Genomic DNA, 22,523 nt, shown 5'->3' with positions numbered 1-22,523 from the left:
AAAACTTGGATCGTTGTTAATGAGGAAATATTCGTTCTTCTTAAGCCTTTATTATAGCCTTTTTGAGTGCAAAATTCAAATGATGCCAACTGTTTCCAAAAGGAGAAAGGGCGAAAATGTGGTATAATAGAACGATTGAATGAATGAGGAGTATGAGATGAATCCTTTATTGAATGGTATGAATGATCGCCAGGCAGAGGCGGTCCAAACGACAGAAGGTCCCCTTTTGATCATGGCGGGAGCTGGTTCTGGTAAGACACGTGTCCTGACCCACCGGATCGCTTACTTGATCGATGAAAAAATGGTCAATCCTTGGAATATTTTGGCCATTACCTTTACCAATAAAGCCGCTCGGGAGATGAAGGAGAGGGCCTATCAGTTAAACCCAGCGACTCAAGATTGCTTGATTGCCACCTTCCACTCCATGTGTGTGCGTATCCTCCGTCGAGATGCGGATCATATTGGCTATAATCGCAACTTTACCATTGTCGACCCAGGTGAGCAACGGACCTTGATGAAGCGGATTTTGAAGTCCTTGAACTTGGATCCTAAGAAATGGAATGAACGGACCATCTTGGGGACCATTTCCAATGCCAAAAATGACTTGATTGATGAAGTGGCCTATGCTGCCCAGGCTGGAGATATGTATACCCAGATTGTCGCCAAGTGCTATGAGGCTTACCAAAAGGAACTCCGTCAGTCAGAAGCAGTAGACTTTGATGATTTGATTATGCTGACCTTGCGTCTTTTTGATCAGCATCCAGATGTGCTGACCTATTACCAGCAGAAGTTCCAATACATCCATGTAGACGAGTATCAAGATACCAACCATGCCCAATACCAGTTGGTCAAACTCTTGGCTTCACGCTTTAAAAATATCTGTGTCGTTGGGGATGCGGACCAGTCTATTTATGGCTGGCGGGGAGCAGATATGCAGAATATCCTGGACTTTGAGAAGGATTATCCTGATGCCAAGGTCGTTTTGTTGGAGGAAAATTATCGTTCCACTAAGACGATCTTGCAAGCAGCCAATGATGTCATCAAAAACAATCGCCACCGCCGTCCTAAGAATCTCTGGACACAAAATGAAGACGGGGAAGAAATTGTCTATTACAGGGCTAATGATGAGCAGGATGAAGCTGTCTTTGTTGCTAAAACGATTGAAGAGCTTAGTCGCGAAGCTGGCTACAAACACCGTGATTTTGCCGTTCTCTACCGGACCAATGCTCAGTCACGGACCATTGAAGAAGCGCTTCTCAAGTCCAACATTCCCTACACCATGGTGGGGGGCACCAAGTTCTACAGCCGAAAGGAAATTCGGGATGTCATTGCTTATCTGAACTTGATTGCCAACCTCAGTGACAATATCAGTTTTGAGCGCATTATCAATGAACCCAAGCGGGGAATCGGGCCAGGTACAGTGGATAAGATTCGCGACTTTGCCCAAATGCAAGAGTCCTCACTCCTAGATGCTTCAGCCAATATCATGCTCTCTGGCATCAAAGGAAAGGCAGCCCAAGCCATCTGGGACTTTGCCAATCTCATTCTTGATTTGAGAGAAAGATTGGACCAGCTGACCATTACAGAGTTGGTCGAAGAAGTCCTTGACAAGACGGGCTATATGACGGCTCTAACCAATCAGGGGAATTTGGAAAGTCAGGCCCGCATCGAGAATATCCAAGAGTTCCTGTCTGTTACCAAGAATTTTGATGAAAACGGGGAAACCGTCGACGACGAATCAGGCGTGGAAACCTTGAGTCGTTTCTTGAACGATTTGGCTTTGATTGCCGATACAGATGATGGGGCCCAAGAAACTTCAGAAGTGACCTTGATGACTCTTCACGCGGCTAAGGGATTGGAGTTCCCAGTCGTCTTCTTGATTGGAATGGAAGAAAATGTCTTTCCTCTTAGTCGTGCAGCAGAGGATCCAGACGAGTTGGAAGAAGAACGTCGTCTGGCTTATGTAGGGATTACACGGGCAGAGAAGGTTCTCTTCTTGACCAATGCCAACTCACGTTTGCTCTTTGGACGGACTAGCTACAACAGGCCAACGCGTTTCATCAATGAAATTAGCTCGGATTTATTGTCCTACCAAGGATTAGCTCGTCCAGCCAACACTAGCTTTAAGGCTTCTTATAGCAATGGAGGCGGAACGACCTTTGGAAAAGGGATGAGCCTGTCACAAGCTCTTCAAGAGCGCAAGAGACAAGCAGCTCCAAGTACTCTCACGTCATCAAGCCTCCCCTTTGGCAATAGCAACCGTTCTAGCGCCAAAGAGAGCGTCGCTTGGTCCATTGGCGACATTGCCATTCACAAGAAGTGGGGTGAAGGAACCGTGCTTGAAGTATCTGGTAGTGGTAGTACCCAAGAACTCAAGATCAACTTCCCAGAAGTGGGGCTCAAAAAACTCTTGGCCAGTGTTGCTCCGATTGAAAAGAAATAAACTGAAACCAGCAAGCTTCGTTTGTTGGTTTTGATTTTACTGGTGGCATGATATAATATACTAAGAATAGAGAAAGAGGCATACTATGAACGAAATCAAGTGTCCCAACTGTGGGGAAGTCTTTACAGTCAACGAAAGTCAATACAGCGAACTCTTGTCACAGGTACGGACAGCTGAGTTTGACAAGGAAATTCATGGGCGGATTCGGCAAGAGTTAGCTTTAGCTGAGCAAAAGGCCCTTAATGAGCAACAAGAGAAGTTAGCCAAGAAGGACCAAGAAATTGCCCAATTACAGAACCAAATTCAACAGTTTGATACTGAAAAAGAATTGGCCAAAAAAGAGGTGGAGCAAACGGCTAGCCAAAGCCTGCTAGAGAAAGAAAAAGAAGTGCAAGCACTGGAGAATCAGTTGGCCACCTTGCGCTTGGAACATGAGAACCAACTGCAAAAAACACTGTCTGATCTAGAGAAAGAAAGAGATCAGGTCAAAAATCAGCTCCTATTACAAGAAAAAGAAAACGAGCTTTCTCTGACTTCTGTTAAGCAAAATTATGAGGCTCAGCTTAAGGCGGCTAATGAACAGGTCGAGTTCTACAAGAATTTCAAGGCCCAACAGTCGACCAAGGCCATCGGGGAAAGTCTGGAACAGTATGCGGAGAGCGAGTTTAACAAGGTTCGCAGTTTTGCCTTTCCAAATGCCTATTTTGAAAAGGACAACAAGGTCTCTGCACGTGGTTCTAAAGGCGATTTTATTTTCCGTGAGTGTGATGAAAATGGAGTAGAGATTATCTCAATTATGTTTGAGATGAAGAATGAAGCCGACGGGACAGAGAAGAAGCATAAGAACGCTGATTTTTACAAGGAATTGGACAAGGACCGTCGTGAAAAGAACTGTGAATATGCGGTTTTAGTGACCATGCTTGAAGCAGATAACGACTACTTTAACACAGGGATTGTCGATGTTAGCCACGAGTATGAGAAGATGTATGTGGTCCGTCCTCAGTTCTTTATCCAGATTATTGGGCTTCTGCGTAATGCGGCCCTCAATTCCCTTAAATACAAGCAGGAATTGGCGCTTGTCCGTGAACAAAATATCGATATCACTCACTTTGAAGAAGACCTGGATGCTTTCAAAGTTGCCTTTGCTAAGAACTACAATTCAGCTTCTGTCAACTTTGGCAAGGCCATCGATGAAATCGACAAAGCCATCAAACGGATGGAAGAGGTCAAGAAATTCCTCACCACATCAGAAAACCAACTTCGTCTTGCCAACAACAAATTGGATGATGTTTCCGTTAAAAAATTGACTCGGAAAAATCCAACCATGAAAGCGAAGTTTGATGCTCTGAAAGGAGAATAATCTTTGTATTCAGCTAAGAACGCTACCTTGTCCATGAATGGGAAAACCATGGACTATGTAACATTTGGTAAGGGTAAACAGCCATTAGTGATCATACCAGGCTTGGGGGATGGGTTACAGACCGTTAAAGGAAAGGCCCAGCTCTTTTCTCTCTCGTATCGTCTACTTGCTAAGCGCTATAAGATTTATGTTTTTTCTCGAATCAATGAGCTGAGACAGGGCTATACGACGCGGGATATGGCAGCAGATGTAGCAGAAGCAATGGAGAAACTAAACATAGATACAGCCTATGTTATGGGGATTTCACAAGGTGGAATGATTGCCCAATGGCTAGCTGCGGATTTCCCTGAAAAGGTTCAAAAGCTCATTTTAGCTGTGACCACTGCAAAACCTAGTCAACTTGCTAGAGAACGAATTGAGCATTGGCAACAACTTAGTCAATCTGGAAATTTTAAGCATCTCATGCTGGATATTGCAAAGCATTCATACACGCAAAAGAGTTATCAAAAGTGGCGGTTGCTTTATAATATTATGGGTCGCTTGGGGCGAATCAAAGATGAAAATAGAATAGCCATTCAGTCTCAGTCTTGCCTGAAACATAATATCCTGGAGGTCTTAAAAGAAATTCAATGTCCGACCTTGGTCCTTGGTGCACTTGAAGATGATGTGATCGGTGTGAACGATTCCAAGGAACTGGCAAAAGCGATTTCGGGTTGTCAACTCCTCATTCTTAAGCACTCTGGGCATGCTCTTTATGAAAAAAATAAAGCATTTCAAGAGGCTGTCTGTGAATTCTTAAACTAAAAAACGCTGGAAAAATTTTCCAGCGTTTTTATTCTATTTAAATCGCAAAGAGATCGTTTAGGTTTTCTGCCATGGTTGGGTGGGTAAAGATTTGTTTTGCGATGTAAGTATAAGGGATCTTGTTGTCCATGGCCATGGTGATCAGGTTGATGAGTTCGCCTGCAGCTTCTCCAAAGAGCGTCGCTCCAAGGATTTCTTTGGTTTCTGGGTTGACCACGGCTTTGAAAGCACCTCGAAGGTCTGCATTGACGTGTCCGCGTGGCATAGCAGCAACTGGCAATTCTTTAACAGCAACTGGAAGCCCTTTGTCGCGTGCTTCTTGCTCGGTCAAGCCGACTTGGGCCAGTGGAGGAGCAATGAAGAGTGTTGTCGCATAATTGTTACGAGTTTCGAGATTGTAGCTACCATCGCCTGTAAGGTAGTTGAAGACGATGCGGAAGTCATCGAGTGACATGTAGGTGAATTGTGGACCACCATTGACATCCCCAACTGCAAAGACTCCAGGGACGCTGGTTTCCAAATGACGGTTAACTTGGATCGCTCCACGATCAGTGACTTGGATGTCTGTGTTTTCAAGACCAAGTCCAGCTGTGTTTGGCTTACGACCTGTTGCGTAGAGAAGGATATCGAACTCAAAGTCTCCCTTATCTGTGACAACCGTTAAGCTGTTTTGGCCATCTTTGATTTCTTGGGTATGAATGCCTTGCAAGAATTGAATACCGTCTTCTTCAAGGTAGCCTTTTGCAAGAGCTGCAATACTTGGCTCGATCCGTGGCAAGAATGTTTCAGAAGCATCCAATACCGTTACTTGGCTGCCCAAGGTATTATAGAGATGAGCAAATTCCAATCCGATTGGTCCACCACCAAGGACACCGAGGCGTTTAGGTAGGTTTTCCAAACGTTGAATGCCGGTTGAATCCACGGCAAATTTACTTTCAGCCAAACCTGGAATCGGAAGGACATTTGGCACAGCACCAGTATTAATAATAATGGTTTCAGCTGTCAATTCTTCCTTTTCATCTCCAGCTTGAATTTCGATGACCTTGTTAGAAACGAAACGAGCCGTCGCGTCGATAATGTCTACGCCAGTTCCAGCAATGGTTGCGTAGTTCTTGCCGTTGAGACGAGTCGTCACTGCATTTTTCTCATTCATGGCTTGCTCAAAATCCAAGCCTTTTTCTGCTGCAACAATCAAGGTCTTGGTTGGAATACAAGCGATATTGATACAAGTACCACCGTACATAGATTTGCTCTTTTCAATCAGAGCGACTTTTTTTCCTTGGCTTGATAATTTCGCTGCGAGTGTTTTACCAGCTTTACCAAATCCAATCACAATAACATCATACATTAACATATGTTACACCTTCTTTCGCTTTCTATTGTATCAAACCCATTTTAAAAAGTCTGAAATCTGCTACGGGATTTTTTGAAAGCTCATGGGGAGGGAGAAAGAGGGACAAGAAGTCTTGTTTCATGATATAATAAAGGGTCGGTGTCCCGGATGGTCACACAAGAGTTAGAAAGAGCAAATCAGATGGACGGAATTATCAATGTAAAAAAAGAAGCAGGCATGACCTCACATGATGTGGTCTTTAAACTGAGAAAAATCTTAGGAACTAAGAAGATCGGCCATGGGGGAACGCTGGATCCAGATGTGGTGGGAGTGCTTCCGATTGCAGTTGGCAAGGCGACCCGGATGGTCGAATTCATGCAAGATGAAGGCAAGGTCTATGAGGGAGAAATCACTCTGGGATTTTCTACCACGACGGAGGATGCCAGTGGGGAAGTCGTAGAGCGGACTCCAGTGGAAGCCCCTTTAGATGCAGCAGAGGTCGATCGCATGATTGCCCAAATGGTGGGAGAAATCGAGCAAGTACCACCTATGTATTCAGCGGTTAAAGTCAATGGACGTAAGCTCTATGAATATGCGCGGGCAGGAGAAGAAGTGGAACGCCCTGTACGGCAGGTAACCATATATGAATTCACACGCACTAGTGAGATTAGCTATGAAGAAAGTCTAGCTCGTTTTCGTTTCCGGGTCAAATGCAGCAAGGGCACCTATATCCGGACCTTGTCGGTGGACCTTGGTCAAAAACTGGGCTACGCAGCCCATATGTCTCATCTGACCCGAACCAGTGCTGCCGGTTTGTCACTGGAAGATGCCCTGACCTTAGAAGAAGTGACTGAAAAAGTTGCACAAGGAGATTTGAGCTTCCTTCACCCACTTGAAATTGGCACCGGGGATCTGGAAAAAGTAGAGCTGACAGTAGAAGAGGTTGGCGAAGTCCAAGTGGGACGCTTTATTCCAGTTGAGAGTGACTCCAAAGAGTTAGCTGCTTTTTACCAAGGAAAATTGGTAGCCATTTTAGAAAAAAGAGAAGAACTTTACAAACCTCGAAAAGTCTTTCTAACAGAAAGTGTGTTACAATAAATTCATGAATATTCGTACGATTACTACTGCTAACCAGATCCATTTGGAGAATGAGACAGTTTTGGTTCTGGGCTACTTTGATGGCCTGCATCTGGGGCATCAAGAACTCTTTAAAAAGGCGCGTCAGATAGCGGATGAAAAAGGCTTGAAGGTCGCTTTGTTAACCTTTCCTGAATCTCCTAAGTTGGCCTTTGTTCGCTACCAACCAGAATTACTACTTCATTTGCAGAGCCCTGAGGATCGGTTCCAAAAATTAAACGAACTAGGTGTGGATGAGCTCTTCCTCATTGATTTTACGACTGATTTTGCTTCTAAAACAGCCAAAGAATTTGTTGATCAATTTGTCAAAGCCTTGAGGGCCCGAGTTTTAATTGCTGGATTTGATTATAGTTTTGGCTCTGATAAGAAAACGGCCTCTGACTTAGCTGCTTATTTTGATGGTCAAGTGGAAGTCATTTCTCCTGTATTGGATCAGGGTGAAAAGATTAGTTCGACCCGCATTCGTCAAGCTATCCTAGAAGGACGCGTCCAAGAAGCTGCCCGTCTACTTGGTCACCCTTTATCCAGTCGAGGAATCGTTGTGCATGGGGATGCGCGTGGCCGCACCATTGGCTATCCTACTGCCAATTTAGCGCCGATTGACCGGACCTATCTACCATCCGATGGAGTCTATGTAGTTGATGTCGATTTTAAAGGGCAGACCTATCGGGGCATGGCTTCTGTCGGGAAGAATATTACCTTTGATGGGAAGGAGCTTCGGTTTGAAGTCAATCTTTTTGACTTCTCAGGAGACATCTACGGTCATACCCTGACCATTCACTGGTTAGATAAGATTCGAGAAATGGTCAAATTTGATGGTATCGATCAACTAGTGGCTCAACTAGAAGAAGATGAAGCAGTTTCACGAAACTGGACGGAGGATTAGGAAGCTACCTGGTCCTTTTTTCTACTGTCTTTTGGGGGATAATGAAAGTGGTTTCTTTTTTTCTACTGAAATTCAGAAAAATCGTCGAGAAATCAAAAAAGCGCTTTTCAAGCACCTATTTTTTTTGTATAATAGAATCAGATAGTTATATATAAAAAAGAAGTGAACCACATGATTACATTATTTTTATCACCGAGTTGTACATCATGTCGAAAAGCTCGGGCTTGGTTAAAAAAGCACGATGTTCCATTTAAAGAACACAATATTATGACAAGTCCTTTGAGCAAACAGGAGTTGACAAGTATATTGGCCTTGACCGAAAACGGAACAGACGACATTATTTCAACTCGTTCAAAAATTTTTCAAAAATTAGATGTTGATGTTGAAGATTTATCCATCTCAGCCTTGATCCATCTGATTGAGGAAAATCCAAGTCTCTTGCGGAGACCGATTATTTTAGATAACAAACGCATGCAGATTGGCTTTAACGAAGATGAAATTCGGGCCTTCTTGCCACGGAGTTATCGCAAACAAGAGTTACGCTCTGCCACTCTAAGAGCAGAAATAAACTAAGAAGTATGTCGAATGCAAAAAAATTATAGTTACCCACTGGACTTATCGTGGAGCACTGAAGAGCTTGCTTCAGTGCTTTCTTTTTTCAATAAAGTTGAAGAAGCCTATGAAAGTAAGGTAGAGGCCAAAGAATACATGGAAGCCTACCGCGCTTTTAAGAAGGTCGTGTCTAGTATTGGAGAAGAAAAGCGTCTTGGACGGGAGTTCGAAGAAGTGAGCGGTTATTCTCTCTATCGTGCGACCCAGGCTGCAAAGCAAAAAGAGGAAGGATGGTTTTCTCTTGAAGAATAAATTAGAGTTTGCCAAACAAATCGTTTTAGAGGCTGGAGACTACTTGCGTCTTCATCTCCATGATGACTTGATGATCTCAAAAAAGACTGGGCCGACAGATTTAGTTACCCAGATGGACCAACAGGTTCAAAAGGATTTGGTTGAAAAAATCACACATTGCTATCCAGAAGATCGGATTTTTGCGGAGGAAAATGGCCTTCGTTCACCGATTTCAGAAGGATCCGTTTGGGTGATTGATCCTATTGATGGGACCAATAATTTTGTGACCCAAAAGGAAGATTTTGCGGTGATGGTGGCCTATTTTGAAGACGGAATTGGTCAGTTTGGCCTGATCTACGATGTGATGCGGGATCACCTTTTTTACGGGGGTGGAGAATTCCCTGTTTATCGCAATGAGGTTGAACTGACGCCCTTTGTGGACCAACCTCTGGAAAACCTTTTGATTGCTTCAAATGTCGGCATGCTTGAGAAAAATGACTGGGGCATGGCCGATCTTGGTATGGACTCTCTTGGCATTCGGGTCTACGGAAGTGCCGGTATTAGTTTTTCAAAAATTCTCTCAGGTGGGATTCTAGCTTATTTTAGCTATATCTGGCCTTGGGATTATGCCGCAGCTGCGATCATGGGGGAACAGTTGGGCTATACCGTTTTAAATCTAAATGGAGATAAACCTAATTACCAGTCAGTGGAACCCATTATGATGGTTCCAAAAGTGAAGTTAACAGAAATTCAAACCTATCTTAAGAAAGGGAGAAGTTAAATGAATTTTCCCAATGGTTTTAAAGAAAAATACCAGCATCTTCTAGGTGAGGATGCTGCTGCTTTTTTTGCGACCTTTGAGCAAGAAGCAGTATCGGCCTTTCGGACTAACCCTTTGAAAGAAACTCAAAAAGCATTTGATGATCCGATTCCCAATACCCCTTGGGGACATTATGGAAAGGTCTCAGGAAAATCCATCGAGCACGCAACGGGCTTGGTCTATTCGCAAGAGCCAGCAGCTCAGATGGTGGCCCAAGTCGCCCAGCCTAAGCCAGGAATGAAGGTCTTAGACTTGGCCGCAGCTCCTGGTGGAAAGACCACCCAGCTCTTGTCTTATTTGGACAATCAGGGACTCTTGGTCTCCAATGAAATCCACAAGGGTCGTTCGAAAATTCTTGTAGAGAATGTAGAACGCTTTGGTGCGCGAAATGTGCTGGTGACCAATGAGTCTGCCGATCGTCTGGCCAAAGTTTTCTCAGGCTTTTTTGATCTAATTGTACTGGATGCCCCATGTTCAGGTGAGGGGATGTTCCGTAAGCAACCAGATGCCATGGACTATTGGTCTGTCGATTATCCTCGAGAGTGCAGTCTCCTTCAAAGAGAGATTCTAGAGGATGCCCTCAAGATGTTGGTTCCAGGTGGTTCCTTGGTGTATTCAAGCTGTACCTGGGCTCCTGAGGAAAATGAAGAGATCGTATCCTGGCTTTTGGAAAACTATGATCTGGAATTGGAAACGATCGAGAAGATCAATGGTATGGCAGAAGGCATTGACTATCCAGAAACCGCGCGTATGTATCCTCATCATTTTAAAGGGGAGGGCCAATTTGTTGCTAAGTTCTGTTATCTAGGAGAGAATCGACTTGCCAAAATCCCTTCCAAAAAGGACCAATTATCTGCAGAACAAAAGAAATGGTGGCAGGAATTTGCCAAGAAACACTTGAAGATCACTCTAGAAGGAATCCTTGAAACCTTTGGAGACGAACTCTACTTGGTTCCACTTGGTTTACCAGATTTGCGCAAAGTAAAAATTGCCCGCAATGGCTTGCACCTAGGGACCTTCAAGAAAAATCGATTTGAACCTAGTTTTGCCTTGGGCCTTGCTCTGAAACCGAGTGAGGTAAAAGAGACCGTTTCGATCACGCCTGAGGACTTTGTTCATTATGTTGCGGGAGAGACGGTCCAATTGAAGGAAACGCATCCAAATGGATGGTACCAGGTCCTGGTCGAAGGCAATGGTTTGGGCTTTGCCAAAGTGACCGGACAGACCCTGAAAAATTTCTATCCAAAGGGGCTTCGTTTTAGGTAAAATGCTGGGCAAAGAACCCGTTCTATGATATAGTGGAAGTACAGGTTTTTTTGAAAAAAACTTGTCAAAATCATAAGTGAAATAGTGAAATATCAAGGAGACATGATTTGAAAAAGTCTAAAAAGCTGATCCTAGGACTAGCAACGATCGTATTAGCAGGAAGTTTATCTGCTTGTGCTTCTTGGATCAATCGCGGAGAATCCATCACTGCTGTCGGATCGACTGCCTTACAACCCTTGGTTGAAGGAGTAGTAGATCGCTACATTGAAGAACATCCTGGTAAGATTGTGAATGTACAAGGAGGAGGTTCTGGTACAGGACTTTCACAAGTTCAATCAGGCGCTGTAGATATCGGAAATAGTGACTTGTTTGCGGAGGAAAAATCTGGGATCGATGCCTCTAGTCTGGTCGACCATCAGGTAGCCGTAGCAGGGACAGCCATCATTGCCAATAAAAATATCTCAATCGACAATTTGACAACAGAGCAATTGCGAAAGATCTTTACGGGTGAATATACCAACTGGAAGCAATTGGGAGGTCCAGATCTTGAAATCACGATTGTGAACCGAGCGGTTGGTTCTGGTAGCCGTGCTGTCTTTGATGCCATCATCATGGATGGCAAACAACCCAAGCAGGCTCAAGAGCAAGACTCTAATGGAATGGTGAAAAACATCGTTTCTCAAACGCCAGGAGCCATCTCTTATCTTGCCTTTACCTACTTGGATAGCAGTGTCAAAACCATGAAGCTCAATGGTTATCAACCAACCAAAGCCAATGTCGTCAACAATAACTGGCCAATCTGGTCCTACGAACACATGTATACCAAAGGAAAACCCAATGAGTTGTCTAAAAAATTCATTGATTACATGATGACCGATGAGATCCAGCAAAAGGTTGTTGGTAAGATGGGCTATATCCCAATCAATGATATGAAAGTCACCCGTGATTTAAAAGGGAATGTGACAAAAAAATAAAAGAATTAGGTAAAAAATGAACGAAGTAGCAAAAAAAATGCTGACGAAATCAAAAAACTCCCGCCTAGAAAAATTTGGGAAAACCATTACCTTTCTATGTATGAGTTTGATTGTTGTCGTCGTTGCCATGATTTTGATTTTCGTGGCCCAAAAAGGTTTATCGACTTTCTTTGTTAATAAAGTCAATATCTTTAGTTTTCTATTTGGGAGTACTTGGAATCCTGCTGCAAAGGAATTCGGAGCCCTACCAATGATTCTAGGTTCCTTTATTGTAACCTTGCTTTCTGCCCTCTTGGCAACGCCGTTTGCCATTGGTGCAGCAGTTTTCATGACAGAAGTCTCTCCTAAAGGAGCTCGTTTCTTGCAACCAGCGATTGAGCTCCTAGTGGGGATTCCTTCAGTTGTTTATGGATTCATTGGCCTTCAAGTGGTCGTCCCATTTACGCGTAGTCTCTTTGGAGGGACTGGTTTTGGGATTCTCTCAGGGGTCTTTGTCCTCTTTGTTATGATCCTGCCAACTGTCACCTTTATGACGACCGATAGCCTCCGAGCTGTGCCCCGTCATTACCGGGAAGCTAGTATGGCCATGGGAGCGACCCGTTGGCAAACTATTTGGCATGTCACGCTCAAGGCAGCCCGCTCTGGAATCTTTACAGCGGTTGTCTTTGGTATGGCGCGTGCTTTCGGGGAAGCCTTGGCTATCCAGATGGTAGTCGGAAACTCGGCAGTGGTACCAACCTCGCTCACAACACCAGCTTCCACCCTCACCTCTATTTTGACTATGGGAATCGGAAATACCGTTATGGGTACGGTCAATAACAATGTTCTTTGGTCACTCGCCTTGGTATTGCTCCTCATGAGTCTTGCCTTTAACAGTGTGATTAAACTGATTACGAAAGAAAGAGGTAAGAAGAACTATGCACGCTAAACGAATGGATAAAATTGCAACAGGAGTGCTGTATGCTATTTCAGGGATCATCGTTGCGATTCTTGCCTCATTGATCCTTTATATCTTGGTCCGTGGCTTGCCCCATGTATCTTGGCACTTCTTGACTGGGAAATCTTCTTCTTACCAAGCAGGAGGAGGGATCGGAATTCAATTGTATAATTCCTTCTTCCTCTTGGTCATTACCTTGGTGATTTCCTTCCCACTTTCTCTTGGGGCTGGGATTTACCTCTCTGAGTATGCTAAAAAAGGTCGCTTGACCAATTTGGTTCGTACCTGTATTGAGATCTTGTCTTCTTTGCCATCTGTCGTTGTAGGTCTCTTTGGTTACCTGGTCTTCGTTGTCCAGTTCAAATATGGATTTTCGATCATTTCAGGGGCCTTGGCCTTGACCGTCTTTAACCTGCCACAGATGACTCGCAATATCGAAGATAGCTTGCAGCACGTTCACCATACACAGCGCGAAGCAGGTCTAGCTCTGGGCTTGTCTCGCTGGGAAACTGTGATTCATGTCGTGGTACCAGAAGCTCTTCCAAGTATTATCACTGGGGTTGTCTTGGCCTCAGGACGGATCTTTGGGGAAGCTGCAGCTTTGATCTATACAGCAGGTCAATCGGCTCCAGCTCTTGATTGGTCAAACTGGAATATCTTTAGTGTAACCAGTCCGATTTCGATCTTCCGTCAGGCTGAAACCTTGGCCGTCCATATCTGGAAGGTCAACAGTGAAGGAACTATTCCAGACTCGATCGAAGTCTCAGCCGGTTCTGCCGCCGTTCTTTTGATCTTTATCTTGATCTTTAACTTTGGAGCGCGCAAACTCGGAAGTTACCTCCATAAAAAACTAACATCTGCTTAAAGGAGAAGAAATGTCAAAATACAATTGGGATGAGAGACACATCATTACTTTTCCTGAAGAAAAGGTGGTCCTATCGACCAAAGATTTGCATGTCTATTATGGAACGAACGAGTCCATTAAAGGCGTTGACATGCAGTTTGAAAAGAATAAGATTACAGCCTTGATCGGTCCTTCAGGATCTGGGAAATCAACCTACCTCCGTAGTTTGAACCGGATGAATGATACCATCGATATTGCGCGTGTAACGGGTGAAATTTGGTATGAAGGAATCGATGTCAATCGTCCAGATATCAATGTTTATGAAATGCGCAAGCACATTGGGATGGTTTTCCAACGGCCCAATCCTTTTGCCAAATCGATTTATAAAAACATCACCTTCCCGCATGAACGCGCTGGAGTCAAAGACAAGAAGATTTTGGACGAATTGGTCGAAACTTCTTTGAAACAGGCAGCTCTGTGGGATCAGGTCAAGGATGATCTTCATAAATCAGCCCTGACACTTTCAGGTGGCCAACAGCAACGACTTTGTATCGCACGGGCCATCTCTGTGAAGCCAGATATCTTACTCATGGATGAGCCTGCTTCAGCGCTTGATCCGATCGCGACAGCGCAATTAGAAGAAACCATGCTTGAGTTGAAGAAGGATTATACCATTGTCATCGTGACCCACAGCATGCAACAAGCAGCCCGTGCTAGCGATTATACCGGTTTCTTCTATCTTGGAAACCTCATTGAGTACGATAAGACTTCGAATATTTTCCAAAATGCGAAATTGCAATCGACCAACGATTATGTATCTGGTCACTTTGGATAAAGTAAAATGACAACAAAAAGGAAAATAGAATGACAGAACCAATTTTGCAAGTCAAGGACTTGTCGGTTTATTACAATAAAAAGAAGGCTCTAAATAGCGTCTCCTTGGACTTTGCTCCAAAGGAGATTACAGCCTTGATTGGTCCTTCAGGATCAGGGAAATCTACCCTTTTAAAAGCCATTAACCGCATGGGCGACCTCAACCATGAGGTCACCACTACAGGAACTATCCTCTACAATGGACATAATATCTACGGACCACGGACCGATACGGTCGAATTGCGTAAGGAAATCGGAATGGTCTTCCAACAGCCCAATCCTTTCCCAATGTCCATTTATGATAATGTGACCTATGGCTTGATGATTAATGGTGTCAAGGACAAGGCTGTCTTGGACGAAGCAGTTGAAACCTCTTTGAAACGCGCATCCATCTGGGATGAAGTCAAGGATCGCTTGCATGATTCAGCTATCGGACTTTCTGGTGGTCAGCAACAGCGGGTCTGTGTGGCGCGGGTCCTTGCGACCAGTCCAAAGATTATTCTTTTGGATGAGCCAACTTCAGCGCTGGATCCAATTTCAGCTGGGAAGATTGAAGAAACCTTGTATGGACTAAAAGACCGCTACACCATGCTCTTGGTGACACGTTCCATGCAACAAGCAAGTCGGATTTCCGATAAAACAGCCTTTTTCTTGGATGGGGATTTGATTGAGTACAATGACACCAATGAAATGTTCTTGAACCCAGCTAAGAAAGAAACAGAAGACTATGTCTCTGGTAAATTTGGATAGGAAGAAAATAAAATGTTACGAGTTCAATTTGAAGAAGATTTAGAGAAGTTGCATAACCAGTTTTATGCAATGGGAAATGAAGTGTTGAGTCAGATCAACCGTACAGTTCGTGCTTTCGTGACCCATGACCGTGAATTGGCCCGCCAGGTCATCGAAGATGATGCGGAGATCAACGAATACGAAGTGAAGCTTGAGCGCAAATCTTTTGAGATTATTGCTCTTCAACAGCCGGTTTCACAAGACCTTCGTGTCGTGATGACCGTCTTAAAAGCAGTTTCTGACTTGGAGCGGATGGGGGACCACGCTGTATCGATTGCCAAGGCAACGATTCGCATGAAAGGGGAAGTCCGTATCCAATCTGTTGAAGAAGAAATCAGCAAGATGGGCCGTGAAGTCAAAGATTTTGTCGAAGCAACACTTGATGTTTACCTCAAAGGCGATGTGGATTTGGCCTATGAAGTTGCTTCACGAGATGAAGTCATCAACCATTATTTCGATAGCATCCAAGAATTAGCAACAGAAGAAATTCGGAAAAATCCAGAGTCCATCGTGACGGGACGTGATTATTTCCAAGTGATCAACTTCTTGGAACGCATCGGAGATTATGCAAAAAATATCTGTGAATGGGTAGTCTACTTTGAAACAGGTAAAATTATCGAAATGTAAGATCTTGGAGTCTTTTCGATCTCAGACAGGCATTGTCATGCTTGTCTTTTCTTTTATCCCAACTTTGTGATAAAATAGTTTTATTAGGGCTTTTGATTGGAAAAGCGTGAAACATTTAAAGGAGGAAATTATGCAAGCAGTTGCACATTTTGTAGAAACATTCGTTCCAGAACATTATGAAGTGTTTTTGGATTTAAGTCGTAAAACTAAGACCTTTAGCGGTCGTGTGGTGATCACAGGTCAAGCCAAGGCGGACAAGATCTCGCTTCACCAAAAGGATTTGACCATTGAAACAGTAGAAGTAGCAGGTCAAGCTCGTCCATTTACGGTTGATGATGCCAATGAAGCAGTTTATGTTGAATTGGAAGGCACAGGTCAAGTGACAGTTACTCTGACCTATTCTGGTAAGATCACAGACAATATGACAGGGATTTACCCATCTTACTACAGTATTGATGGTGTGAAGAAGGAAGTCCTCTCAACTCAGTTTGAGAGCCATTTTGCGCGTGAAGCCTTTCCAAGTGTGGACGAGCCTGAAGCCAAAGCAACTTTCGATCTTTCTTTGAAATTTGACCAAGAAGAAGGTGAAATTGCCCTTTCAAATATGCCTGAAATCGACGTGGAAAACCGCAAAGAAACAGGAATTTGGAAATTTGCTACGACTCCACGGATGTCTTCTTACCTCTTGGCTTTTGCGGCTGGAGACCTTCAAGGAGTGACAGCTAAGACCAAGAATGGAACCCTAGTCGGTGTCTACTCTACCAAAGCTCACCCATTAGAAAACTTGGACTTCTCATTGGATATTGCCGTTCGTGCTATTGAATTTTATGAAGACTACTATGGCGTGAAGTATCCAATCCCTCAATCTCTTCATATCGCTCTTCCAGACTTCTCTTCCGGAGCGATGGAAAACTGGGGCTTGGTAACCTACCGTGAAGTCTACCTTCTAGTAGATGAAAACTCTACGGCCCAAAGCCGACAAACAGTAGCCTTGGTCGTAGCTCACGAATTAGCTCACCAATGGTTCGGAAACCTGGTGACCATGAAATGGTGGGATGATCTTTGGTTGAATGAAAGCTTTGCCAATATGATGGAATATGTCAGCTTGGATGCCATTGAACCAAGCTGGAATATCTTTGAAGACTTCCAAACAACTGGAGTGCCTGCTGCCTTGAAACGCGATGCTACAGATGGCGTTCAATCCGTCCATGTGGAAGTCAAACACCCAGACGAGATCAACACTCTCTTTGACCCAGCAATCGTTTACGCTAAGGGTAGCCGTCTTATGCACATGCTTCGTCGATGGTTAGGCGATGACGCCTTCCGTAAAGGGTTGAAGATCTACTTTGAAAAACACCAATACGGCAATACTATCGGTCGTGACCTTTGGGATGCTCTTGGGCAAGCTTCAGGTCGTGATGTCGCAGCCTTTATGGATTCTTGGTTGGAGCAACCAGGATACCCTGTTGTCTCAGCTTCTGTAGAGAACGACACCTTGATCATCCGTCAAGAGCAGTTCTTTATCGGAGAAAAAGAAGAAAAAGGTCGCAAGTGGGTTGTTCCTTTGAACAGCAACTGGACAGGTATTCCAGATACTTTGGAAACAGAAGTCTTAGAAATTCCAAACTATAGTGCCTTGAAACAAGCTAATACCGGAGCTCTTCGCTTCAATACAGAAAATACGGCTCATTATATCAGTGATTACCGTGGGGAATTGTTGGAAGACATCCTTGCTGACCTTGCTAGCTTGGATAGCACTTCGAAACTACAAGTGGTTCAAGAACGCCGTCTCTTAGCGGAAAGTGGTCAAATTTCTTATGCAAGCCTCTTGCCAGTGATTGAACACTTGACTGAAGAAAGTTCCTACTTGGTTGTTTCAGCTGTTTCGAGCGTCTTAGCTGGAATCAGTCTCTTTGTGGATGAAGGAACTGAAACAGAAGCTGCCTTCCATGAGTTGTTGAAACACTTGAACCGTTACAACTTTGAACGCTTGGGTCTAGAAGCTAAGCCTGGTGAATCAGAAGAAGACGAAAAAGTTCGTCAGCTAATGATTGCTAATATGATCAAGGCCAATGATGAAGCTGCAAAAGCTCAAGCGAGCGCTATCTTTGAAGCGCATGCAGATGATTTGGAAAAACTTCCAGCTGCCATCCGCCTGCAAATCTTGGTCAACCAAATCAAGCACCAGGAAACCAAGGAGCTTAGCCAACAATACCTGGATACTTATGTTAAGACAGTAGATGGGAACTTTAAACGCCAGTTGGCGGCTGCACTTTCTTATACCAAGGATGAGGAAACTTTGGAAGCTCTATTGAAAGAGTGGAAGAACAAGGATGTGGTGAAACCTCAGGACTTGGCTATGAGCTGGTACTACAACTTCTTGCATGATGACTTTACCCAAGGAAGAACTTGGACTTGGGCGCGTGAAAACTGGGATTGGATCAAGAAAGCCCTCGGTGGTGATATGAGCTTTGATAAGTTTGTCATCTACCCAGCTAACTGTTTCAAGACCCGTGAACGGTTGAATGAATACAAGGCCTTCTTTGAGCCTCAATTGGATGATATGGCGATCAGCCGTAATATCAAGATGGGAATTAAAGAAATTGCAGCTCGTATTGATCTTATCGAGCGGGAGAAAGCAGCAGTAGAAGCCGCTATCCTTGCGACAAAATAGATTTAAAAAAATCGATACAGAAATTTCTGTATCGATTTTTTAGTGGACTTTGTATCTTATTTGAAATACCAGTGGTGTTTGAGGCTGGCAAAAATTGCCTTGCTGGTGATCGTGATGATGACCAGTTTGATGAGGTCAGCAAGGATAAAGGGAGCAACGACCAAAGTAAATGCTTTTTGGAGATCGGTATGCGTGACCAGCATAAAGCCGATAGCTCCTGACACAAAGAGGAGAGCACTACTGAGGAGATTGGCCAAAAAGATAGTGACAAGGCTGGATTTAGCACTCGTGAACAGAGACGTGATCCATGCTCGGAATGGGAAGAAGAGGAGGAAACCAGCAGTAGGACCAAGGAAATGCGAAGCGCCACCAGCACCGCCGGCAAATACTGGAAAACCTAAGAAGCCTAAAAGTAGGTAGAGACAGACTGTGACAAAGGCATGGCTGGGTTTATAGATGGTCCCGATGATCCCGATCATGAGTGTCTGCAGGGTCAAAGGAATTGGACCAAAGGGAATGGTGAATTGAGATAGGACGGAGATCATGGCCACTCCAATGGAGATGAGAACTAAGGGAAAGATTTTCTTCATAACAGTTAACCTCGTATTTATTTTATGGTAACTATTCTACAATAAGGGGCTCAACCTGTCAATAGCCCACACTTGTTTTAGGATTTTTTAAGTAAAAATTTAGGCAGGCTTAAGACTCCTGAAGTATAATCGCTTTACTAAAGGATCGAGCTCCCTTTAAATTTTTAAAAGACAAGTGCTTGTACAAAAAGATAAAAGGTAAAAAGATGAATCAAAAAGAAACAAAACAAGTAGTCGAAACGCAAGAATCCAAAGAAAAAATGGTTGTCCTAAAACGAAGTCCTAAGTGGTGGATTGGCATGGCAGCAGTTGGTGGATTGTTAGTTGGTGCTGGAAGCGGCTTTGGTGTCGGTGTCATCGCCTCTCAATCCTCCAATAACCAACAATTTTCTCAACCAGTCCAAACGGGTCAGAACCAAGGATCTAATCAGCAACAAAATAGCCAAAATGGCCATGCTTCACAAGGAAACCAGCAAAATGGTGGCCCACAGGATGGCGGTCCTCAAGGCGGTGGTCCACAAGGTGGTGGCCAAGGACAAGGCGGCCCACAAGGTGGCGGACCTGGTCAGATGCCACAGGAAGGCAATGGTGGCCCACAAGGGAATGGTCCAGATAACGGCATGAACCAATCTGGCGGACAAGAAGGGAACCAGGGTTCCTCTAAAAAGTCCAACAAGAAGAATTCAAAAAATAAAAACAAGACGAGTGATAGTCAAAGTAACAAAGAAAACACGACAAACTCATAGAATTAGCCTTCCTCAGGCAGGCTGAATTTGATCATAAAACCAGGTTCTAAACTATAGGAAATGAAGGCAAGTCGTGTTATAATGGTTAAGAATAGATTAGAAAGACTCGCTCACGAAAGAGAAGAGGATACGATAATGATTAAAATTCTATTGGTCGAAGATGACCTTGGTTTGTCAAATTCAGTATTTGATTTTTTAGATGATTTTGCGGATGTCATGCAGGTCTTTGACGGAGAAGAAGGCCTTTACGAAGCAGAAAGCGGGATCTATGATTTGATTTTGCTGGACCTCATGCTTCCTGAAAAAGACGGTTTCCATGTCTTGAAAGAATTGCGTGAAAAAGGCGTGACAACCCCTGTTTTGATCATGACAGCCAAAGAAAGTCTGGATGACAAGGGACACGGATTTGAGCTAGGGGCAGACGATTACCTCACTAAGCCTTTCTACCTAGAAGAGCTTAAGATGCGGATTCAAGCCCTCTTGAAGCGCTCAGGAAAGGTCAATGAAAACACCCTTAATTATGGCAATTTGAAGGTCAACTTATCTACCAATTCGACTTATGTGGATGGGAAAGAAGTGGAACTTCTTGGGAAGGAATTTGATCTTCTGGTCTACTTCCTTCAAAACCAAAATGTCATCCTTCCAAAAACACAGATTTTCGATCGCCTTTGGGGCTTTGACAGTGATACGACCATCTCTGTTGTTGAGGTATATGTTTCAAAAATCCGTAAAAAATTAAAAGGTACCGATTTCGTTGAGAGCTTGCAAACATTGCGCAGTGTGGGGTATATCTTAAAAGATGCTAACCAGAATTAAGAAAACCGTCGGAGAAGATGATTTTTCCTACTTCATCCGATATTTTGGGCTCTTTACTTTGATATTCTCAGCCATGACCTTGATTATCATTCAGGTCATGCGCTCGAGTCTTTATACAACTGTTGATGAGAACCTCAAGACTCTCAGTCAGGATCCCTACTCGCTTGTAGCGATTGCTTATCGAGACCAGCGACAGTCAAATACCAAAGGAGATGATAATGATCATGAGATGATGATCCCAGATCATGATAAATCAGAACCTAAAGGGGATGTCACATCCAATACCACTGTTGTTTTGCTTAATAAAAAATATGAAAACTTGACAACCGGTAATGGGTTTTTAAACTTCAAAACGGTGACGTTTGGTCGGAAGCTCCTCAACAAGGTTTCCCAGCTTCAAATTACAAATAGCTATGGGAAAAAAGAAAGTTACCGGGCCTATATGGCAGAGTTGAGTTTATCTGATGATGAAAGTGATAGTGACATCAAGTATGCGGTTGTCATGACCAATATCAGTCAACTAGAGCAGACCAGTGAAGAGCACGAAAGTCAAATCGCTCTCATCATGATCTGCTTCTGGGGAATCTCCTTATTCGCTAGCCTCTTCTTAGCACGTCTCAGCGTCAAGCCCCTTCTTGAGAGTATGCAAAAGCAAAAGGCTTTCGTGGAAAATGCTTCCCATGAGTTGCGGACGCCTTTAGCAGTTCTGCAAAATCGCCTCGAAACGCTTTTTAGAAAGCCTGAAGCGACCATTATGGAATCGAGTGAGAATATTGCATCCAGCTTGGATGAAGTTCGAAATATGAAGCTTTTGACTACCAACCTTCTCAATATTGCCCGAAGAGATGACGGCTTGAAGCCAGAGATGGAAGATATCGAACCAAGCTTTTTCGATCAGTCCTTCTCGAATTTTGAGATCATTGCAGAAGAAAATGGCAAAATCTTCCGAGGAGACAATCAGGTGGACAAAGTCATTTGTTCTGATAGAACGCTCCTCAAGCAATTGATGACCATTCTCTATGACAATGCCTTGAAGTATACCGATGAAGATGGTGAGATCCAGTTTGAAGTTCAATTGAAGGATAAAAATCTTCTTTTGAGAGTGCTGGATAATGGTTCAGGGATTCGAGATGAGGATAAGAAACGGATCTTTGATCGTTTTTACCGGGTCGACAAGGCCAGAACCCGTCAAAAAGGTGGATTTGGTTTGGGGTTATCCCTCGCTAAGCAGATCGTAGAAGCCTTTAAAGGGACCATTCAAGTCAAAGATAATAAACCAAAAGGGACCATCTTTGAAGTGAAATTATCCATTAAGACGGAAAGTCGTAAAAAAAATCGTTCATAATCTTTTAAAAATAGAAAAGAGGAAAACCTATGAGTTCAAAAATGTTGCACACTTGCCTTCGTGTGGAAAACTTAGAAAAATCAATCGCTTTTTACCAAGATGCTTTTGGTTTTGAAGAAAAACGTCGGAAAGATTTCCCAGACTACAAGTTCACGATTGTTTATTTGGCCTTGCCTGGAGATGACTATGAGCTGGAATTGACTTACAATTATGATCATGGTCCATATGTCATCGGAGATGGCTATGCTCACGTTGCCTTGAGTACTCCTGATCTAGAAGGTTTGAATGCGGAACACAAGGCTAAAGGCTATGAAGTGACAGAACCAAAAGGTCTTCCAGGGACGCAACCGAATTACTATTTCGTTGTAGATCCGGATGGGTATAAAGTAGAAGTCATTCGCGAAAAATAAGAGGGA

22 protein-coding genes are annotated in these 22,523 nt (G+C 43.7%); 20 read left to right on the top strand and 2 right to left on the bottom strand.

What is annotated here, in order from left to right; translation table 11 throughout:
- Positions 1 to 157: 157 nt before the first annotated feature.
- The 3 genes from pcrA (at position 158) to RDV49_RS08590 (ending at position 4,607) form a co-directional block, all read left to right on the top strand.
- The gene (gene pcrA / locus RDV49_RS08600) at positions 158 to 2,443 is read left to right on the top strand and encodes a DNA helicase PcrA (RefSeq protein WP_037608341.1); all 2,286 of its coding nucleotides are present in this window, start codon (positions 158 to 160) and stop codon (positions 2,441 to 2,443) included.
- An 85-nt stretch (positions 2,444 to 2,528) separates the two neighbouring features.
- A complete protein-coding gene (locus RDV49_RS08595; protein WP_003006568.1) occupies positions 2,529 to 3,803 on the top strand; it encodes a DUF2130 domain-containing protein in 1,275 nt (424 codons plus the stop codon).
- 3 nt (positions 3,804 to 3,806) lie between these two features.
- Complete coding sequence (locus RDV49_RS08590) at positions 3,807 to 4,607, top strand: alpha/beta fold hydrolase (protein WP_003006572.1); 801 nt, start codon at positions 3,807 to 3,809, stop codon at positions 4,605 to 4,607.
- A 37-nt stretch (positions 4,608 to 4,644) separates the two neighbouring features.
- On the opposite strand, the gene RDV49_RS08585 is transcribed toward RDV49_RS08590, so the two are convergent.
- Entirely contained in the window at positions 4,645 to 5,961 is a 1,317-nt protein-coding gene (locus RDV49_RS08585) for an FAD-containing oxidoreductase (protein WP_003006573.1), read from the bottom strand.
- A 180-nt stretch (positions 5,962 to 6,141) separates the two neighbouring features.
- On the opposite strand from RDV49_RS08585, the gene truB reads away from it, so the two are divergent.
- The 13 genes from truB (at position 6,142) to RDV49_RS08520 (ending at position 18,610) form a co-directional block, all read left to right on the top strand.
- Positions 6,142 to 7,038: a tRNA pseudouridine(55) synthase TruB gene (gene truB / locus RDV49_RS08580; RefSeq protein ID WP_195189728.1), complete on the top strand. Its 897-nt coding sequence runs from the start codon at positions 6,142 to 6,144 to the stop codon at positions 7,036 to 7,038.
- A gap of 4 nt (positions 7,039 to 7,042) precedes the next feature.
- The gene (locus RDV49_RS08575; RefSeq protein ID WP_003006579.1) at positions 7,043 to 7,963 is read left to right on the top strand and encodes a bifunctional riboflavin kinase/FAD synthetase; all 921 of its coding nucleotides are present in this window, start codon (positions 7,043 to 7,045) and stop codon (positions 7,961 to 7,963) included.
- Positions 7,964 to 8,134: 171 nt separating this feature from the next.
- Entirely contained in the window at positions 8,135 to 8,536 is a 402-nt protein-coding gene (locus RDV49_RS08570) for a Spx/MgsR family RNA polymerase-binding regulatory protein (protein WP_009732658.1), read from the top strand.
- 12 nt (positions 8,537 to 8,548) lie between these two features.
- Positions 8,549 to 8,827, top strand: a complete 279-nt coding sequence (locus RDV49_RS08565; protein ID WP_003006584.1) for a UPF0223 family protein — start codon at positions 8,549 to 8,551, stop codon at positions 8,825 to 8,827.
- Entirely contained in the window at positions 8,817 to 9,587 is a 771-nt protein-coding gene (locus RDV49_RS08560; protein WP_003006586.1) for an inositol monophosphatase family protein, read from the top strand. The genes RDV49_RS08565 and RDV49_RS08560 overlap by 11 nt, the downstream gene beginning before the upstream one ends.
- A complete protein-coding gene (locus RDV49_RS08555; RefSeq protein ID WP_003006590.1) occupies positions 9,588 to 10,892 on the top strand; it encodes an RsmF rRNA methyltransferase first C-terminal domain-containing protein in 1,305 nt (434 codons plus the stop codon).
- A 107-nt stretch (positions 10,893 to 10,999) separates the two neighbouring features.
- On the top strand, positions 11,000 to 11,866 hold the full coding sequence (locus tag RDV49_RS08550; protein WP_003006593.1) for a phosphate ABC transporter substrate-binding protein PstS family protein: 867 nt from the start codon (positions 11,000 to 11,002) through the stop codon (positions 11,864 to 11,866).
- A gap of 16 nt (positions 11,867 to 11,882) precedes the next feature.
- Positions 11,883 to 12,794, top strand: a complete 912-nt coding sequence (gene pstC, locus RDV49_RS08545) for a phosphate ABC transporter permease subunit PstC (RefSeq protein ID WP_003003307.1) — start codon at positions 11,883 to 11,885, stop codon at positions 12,792 to 12,794.
- Positions 12,784 to 13,668: a phosphate ABC transporter permease PstA gene (pstA, locus tag RDV49_RS08540; protein ID WP_003006597.1), complete on the top strand. Its 885-nt coding sequence runs from the start codon at positions 12,784 to 12,786 to the stop codon at positions 13,666 to 13,668. Before pstC ends, pstA begins: the two co-directional genes overlap by 11 nt.
- Positions 13,669 to 13,678: 10 nt before the next feature.
- Positions 13,679 to 14,482 carry a phosphate ABC transporter ATP-binding protein PstB gene (gene pstB, locus RDV49_RS08535; protein WP_003006600.1) on the top strand — a complete coding sequence of 268 codons (804 nt, stop codon included), beginning with the start codon at positions 13,679 to 13,681 and terminating at the stop codon, positions 14,480 to 14,482.
- Positions 14,483 to 14,511: 29 nt separating this feature from the next.
- Positions 14,512 to 15,270 (top strand): phosphate ABC transporter ATP-binding protein PstB, encoded by a 759-nt coding sequence (gene pstB / locus RDV49_RS08530; RefSeq protein ID WP_003003393.1) that lies wholly within the window; start codon positions 14,512 to 14,514, stop codon positions 15,268 to 15,270.
- Between the two features lie 12 nt (positions 15,271 to 15,282).
- Positions 15,283 to 15,936 (top strand): phosphate signaling complex protein PhoU, encoded by a 654-nt coding sequence (gene phoU, locus RDV49_RS08525; protein WP_003006603.1) that lies wholly within the window; start codon positions 15,283 to 15,285, stop codon positions 15,934 to 15,936.
- A 130-nt stretch (positions 15,937 to 16,066) separates the two neighbouring features.
- Positions 16,067 to 18,610: a M1 family metallopeptidase gene (locus RDV49_RS08520; RefSeq protein WP_037607815.1), complete on the top strand. Its 2,544-nt coding sequence runs from the start codon at positions 16,067 to 16,069 to the stop codon at positions 18,608 to 18,610.
- 56 nt (positions 18,611 to 18,666) lie between these two features.
- On the opposite strand, the gene RDV49_RS08515 is transcribed toward RDV49_RS08520, so the two are convergent.
- Positions 18,667 to 19,200, bottom strand: a complete 534-nt coding sequence (locus RDV49_RS08515; RefSeq protein ID WP_003006609.1) for a biotin transporter BioY — start codon at positions 19,198 to 19,200, stop codon at positions 18,667 to 18,669.
- A gap of 206 nt (positions 19,201 to 19,406) precedes the next feature.
- Between RDV49_RS08515 and RDV49_RS08510 the strand changes: the two genes are divergently transcribed.
- The 4 genes from RDV49_RS08510 to gloA all read left to right on the top strand — a co-directional run bounded on the left by RDV49_RS08510 (position 19,407) and on the right by gloA (position 22,517).
- Positions 19,407 to 19,946 (top strand): hypothetical protein, encoded by a 540-nt coding sequence (locus RDV49_RS08510; protein WP_003006614.1) that lies wholly within the window; start codon positions 19,407 to 19,409, stop codon positions 19,944 to 19,946.
- 135 nt (positions 19,947 to 20,081) lie between these two features.
- Positions 20,082 to 20,762, top strand: a complete 681-nt coding sequence (locus RDV49_RS08505) for a response regulator transcription factor (protein ID WP_037607818.1) — start codon at positions 20,082 to 20,084, stop codon at positions 20,760 to 20,762.
- Positions 20,746 to 22,107 carry a sensor histidine kinase gene (locus RDV49_RS08500; RefSeq protein WP_003006620.1) on the top strand — a complete coding sequence of 454 codons (1,362 nt, stop codon included), beginning with the start codon at positions 20,746 to 20,748 and terminating at the stop codon, positions 22,105 to 22,107. Before RDV49_RS08505 ends, RDV49_RS08500 begins: the two co-directional genes overlap by 17 nt.
- A gap of 29 nt (positions 22,108 to 22,136) precedes the next feature.
- Positions 22,137 to 22,517, top strand: coding sequence for a lactoylglutathione lyase (gloA, locus tag RDV49_RS08495; RefSeq protein WP_003006623.1), 381 nt, complete (start codon positions 22,137 to 22,139; stop codon positions 22,515 to 22,517).
- Positions 22,518 to 22,523: the final 6 nt, after the last annotated feature.

The sequence above is a fragment of the Streptococcus parasanguinis genome, assembly GCF_031582885.1.
In the GTDB taxonomy this organism is placed as follows: domain Bacteria; phylum Bacillota; class Bacilli; order Lactobacillales; family Streptococcaceae; genus Streptococcus; species Streptococcus parasanguinis_M.
Note: the sequence above shows the minus strand (reverse complement) of the source record. Positions and strands in the feature narration are given on the sequence as shown.

Bases quoted from the DNA above. Each gene is read 5' to 3' on its own strand.
- truB (WP_195189728.1), top strand. From the start codon at position 6,142: ATGGACGGAATTATCAATGTAAAAAAAGAAGCAGGCATGACCTCACAT.
- phoU (WP_003006603.1), top strand. From the start codon at position 15,283: ATGTTACGAGTTCAATTTGAAGAAGATTTAGAGAAGTTGCATAACCAG.
- pstB (WP_003003393.1), top strand. From the start codon at position 14,512: ATGACAGAACCAATTTTGCAAGTCAAGGACTTGTCGGTTTATTACAAT.
- pstA (WP_003006597.1), top strand. From the start codon at position 12,784: ATGCACGCTAAACGAATGGATAAAATTGCAACAGGAGTGCTGTATGCT.
- pcrA (WP_037608341.1), top strand. From the start codon at position 158: ATGAATCCTTTATTGAATGGTATGAATGATCGCCAGGCAGAGGCGGTC.
- RDV49_RS08510 (WP_003006614.1), top strand. From the start codon at position 19,407: ATGAATCAAAAAGAAACAAAACAAGTAGTCGAAACGCAAGAATCCAAA.
- RDV49_RS08520 (WP_037607815.1), top strand. From the start codon at position 16,067: ATGCAAGCAGTTGCACATTTTGTAGAAACATTCGTTCCAGAACATTAT.
- RDV49_RS08595 (WP_003006568.1), top strand. From the start codon at position 2,529: ATGAACGAAATCAAGTGTCCCAACTGTGGGGAAGTCTTTACAGTCAAC.
- RDV49_RS08555 (WP_003006590.1), top strand. From the start codon at position 9,588: ATGAATTTTCCCAATGGTTTTAAAGAAAAATACCAGCATCTTCTAGGT.
- RDV49_RS08515 (WP_003006609.1), bottom strand. From the start codon at position 19,200: ATGAAGAAAATCTTTCCCTTAGTTCTCATCTCCATTGGAGTGGCCATG.
- RDV49_RS08570 (WP_009732658.1), top strand. From the start codon at position 8,135: ATGATTACATTATTTTTATCACCGAGTTGTACATCATGTCGAAAAGCT.
- RDV49_RS08500 (WP_003006620.1), top strand. From the start codon at position 20,746: ATGCTAACCAGAATTAAGAAAACCGTCGGAGAAGATGATTTTTCCTAC.
- RDV49_RS08585 (WP_003006573.1), bottom strand. From the start codon at position 5,961: ATGTTAATGTATGATGTTATTGTGATTGGATTTGGTAAAGCTGGTAAA.
- pstC (WP_003003307.1), top strand. From the start codon at position 11,883: ATGAACGAAGTAGCAAAAAAAATGCTGACGAAATCAAAAAACTCCCGC.
- RDV49_RS08505 (WP_037607818.1), top strand. From the start codon at position 20,082: ATGATTAAAATTCTATTGGTCGAAGATGACCTTGGTTTGTCAAATTCA.
- gloA (WP_003006623.1), top strand. From the start codon at position 22,137: ATGAGTTCAAAAATGTTGCACACTTGCCTTCGTGTGGAAAACTTAGAA.
- RDV49_RS08565 (WP_003006584.1), top strand. From the start codon at position 8,549: ATGCAAAAAAATTATAGTTACCCACTGGACTTATCGTGGAGCACTGAA.
- RDV49_RS08575 (WP_003006579.1), top strand. From the start codon at position 7,043: ATGAATATTCGTACGATTACTACTGCTAACCAGATCCATTTGGAGAAT.
- pstB (WP_003006600.1), top strand. From the start codon at position 13,679: ATGTCAAAATACAATTGGGATGAGAGACACATCATTACTTTTCCTGAA.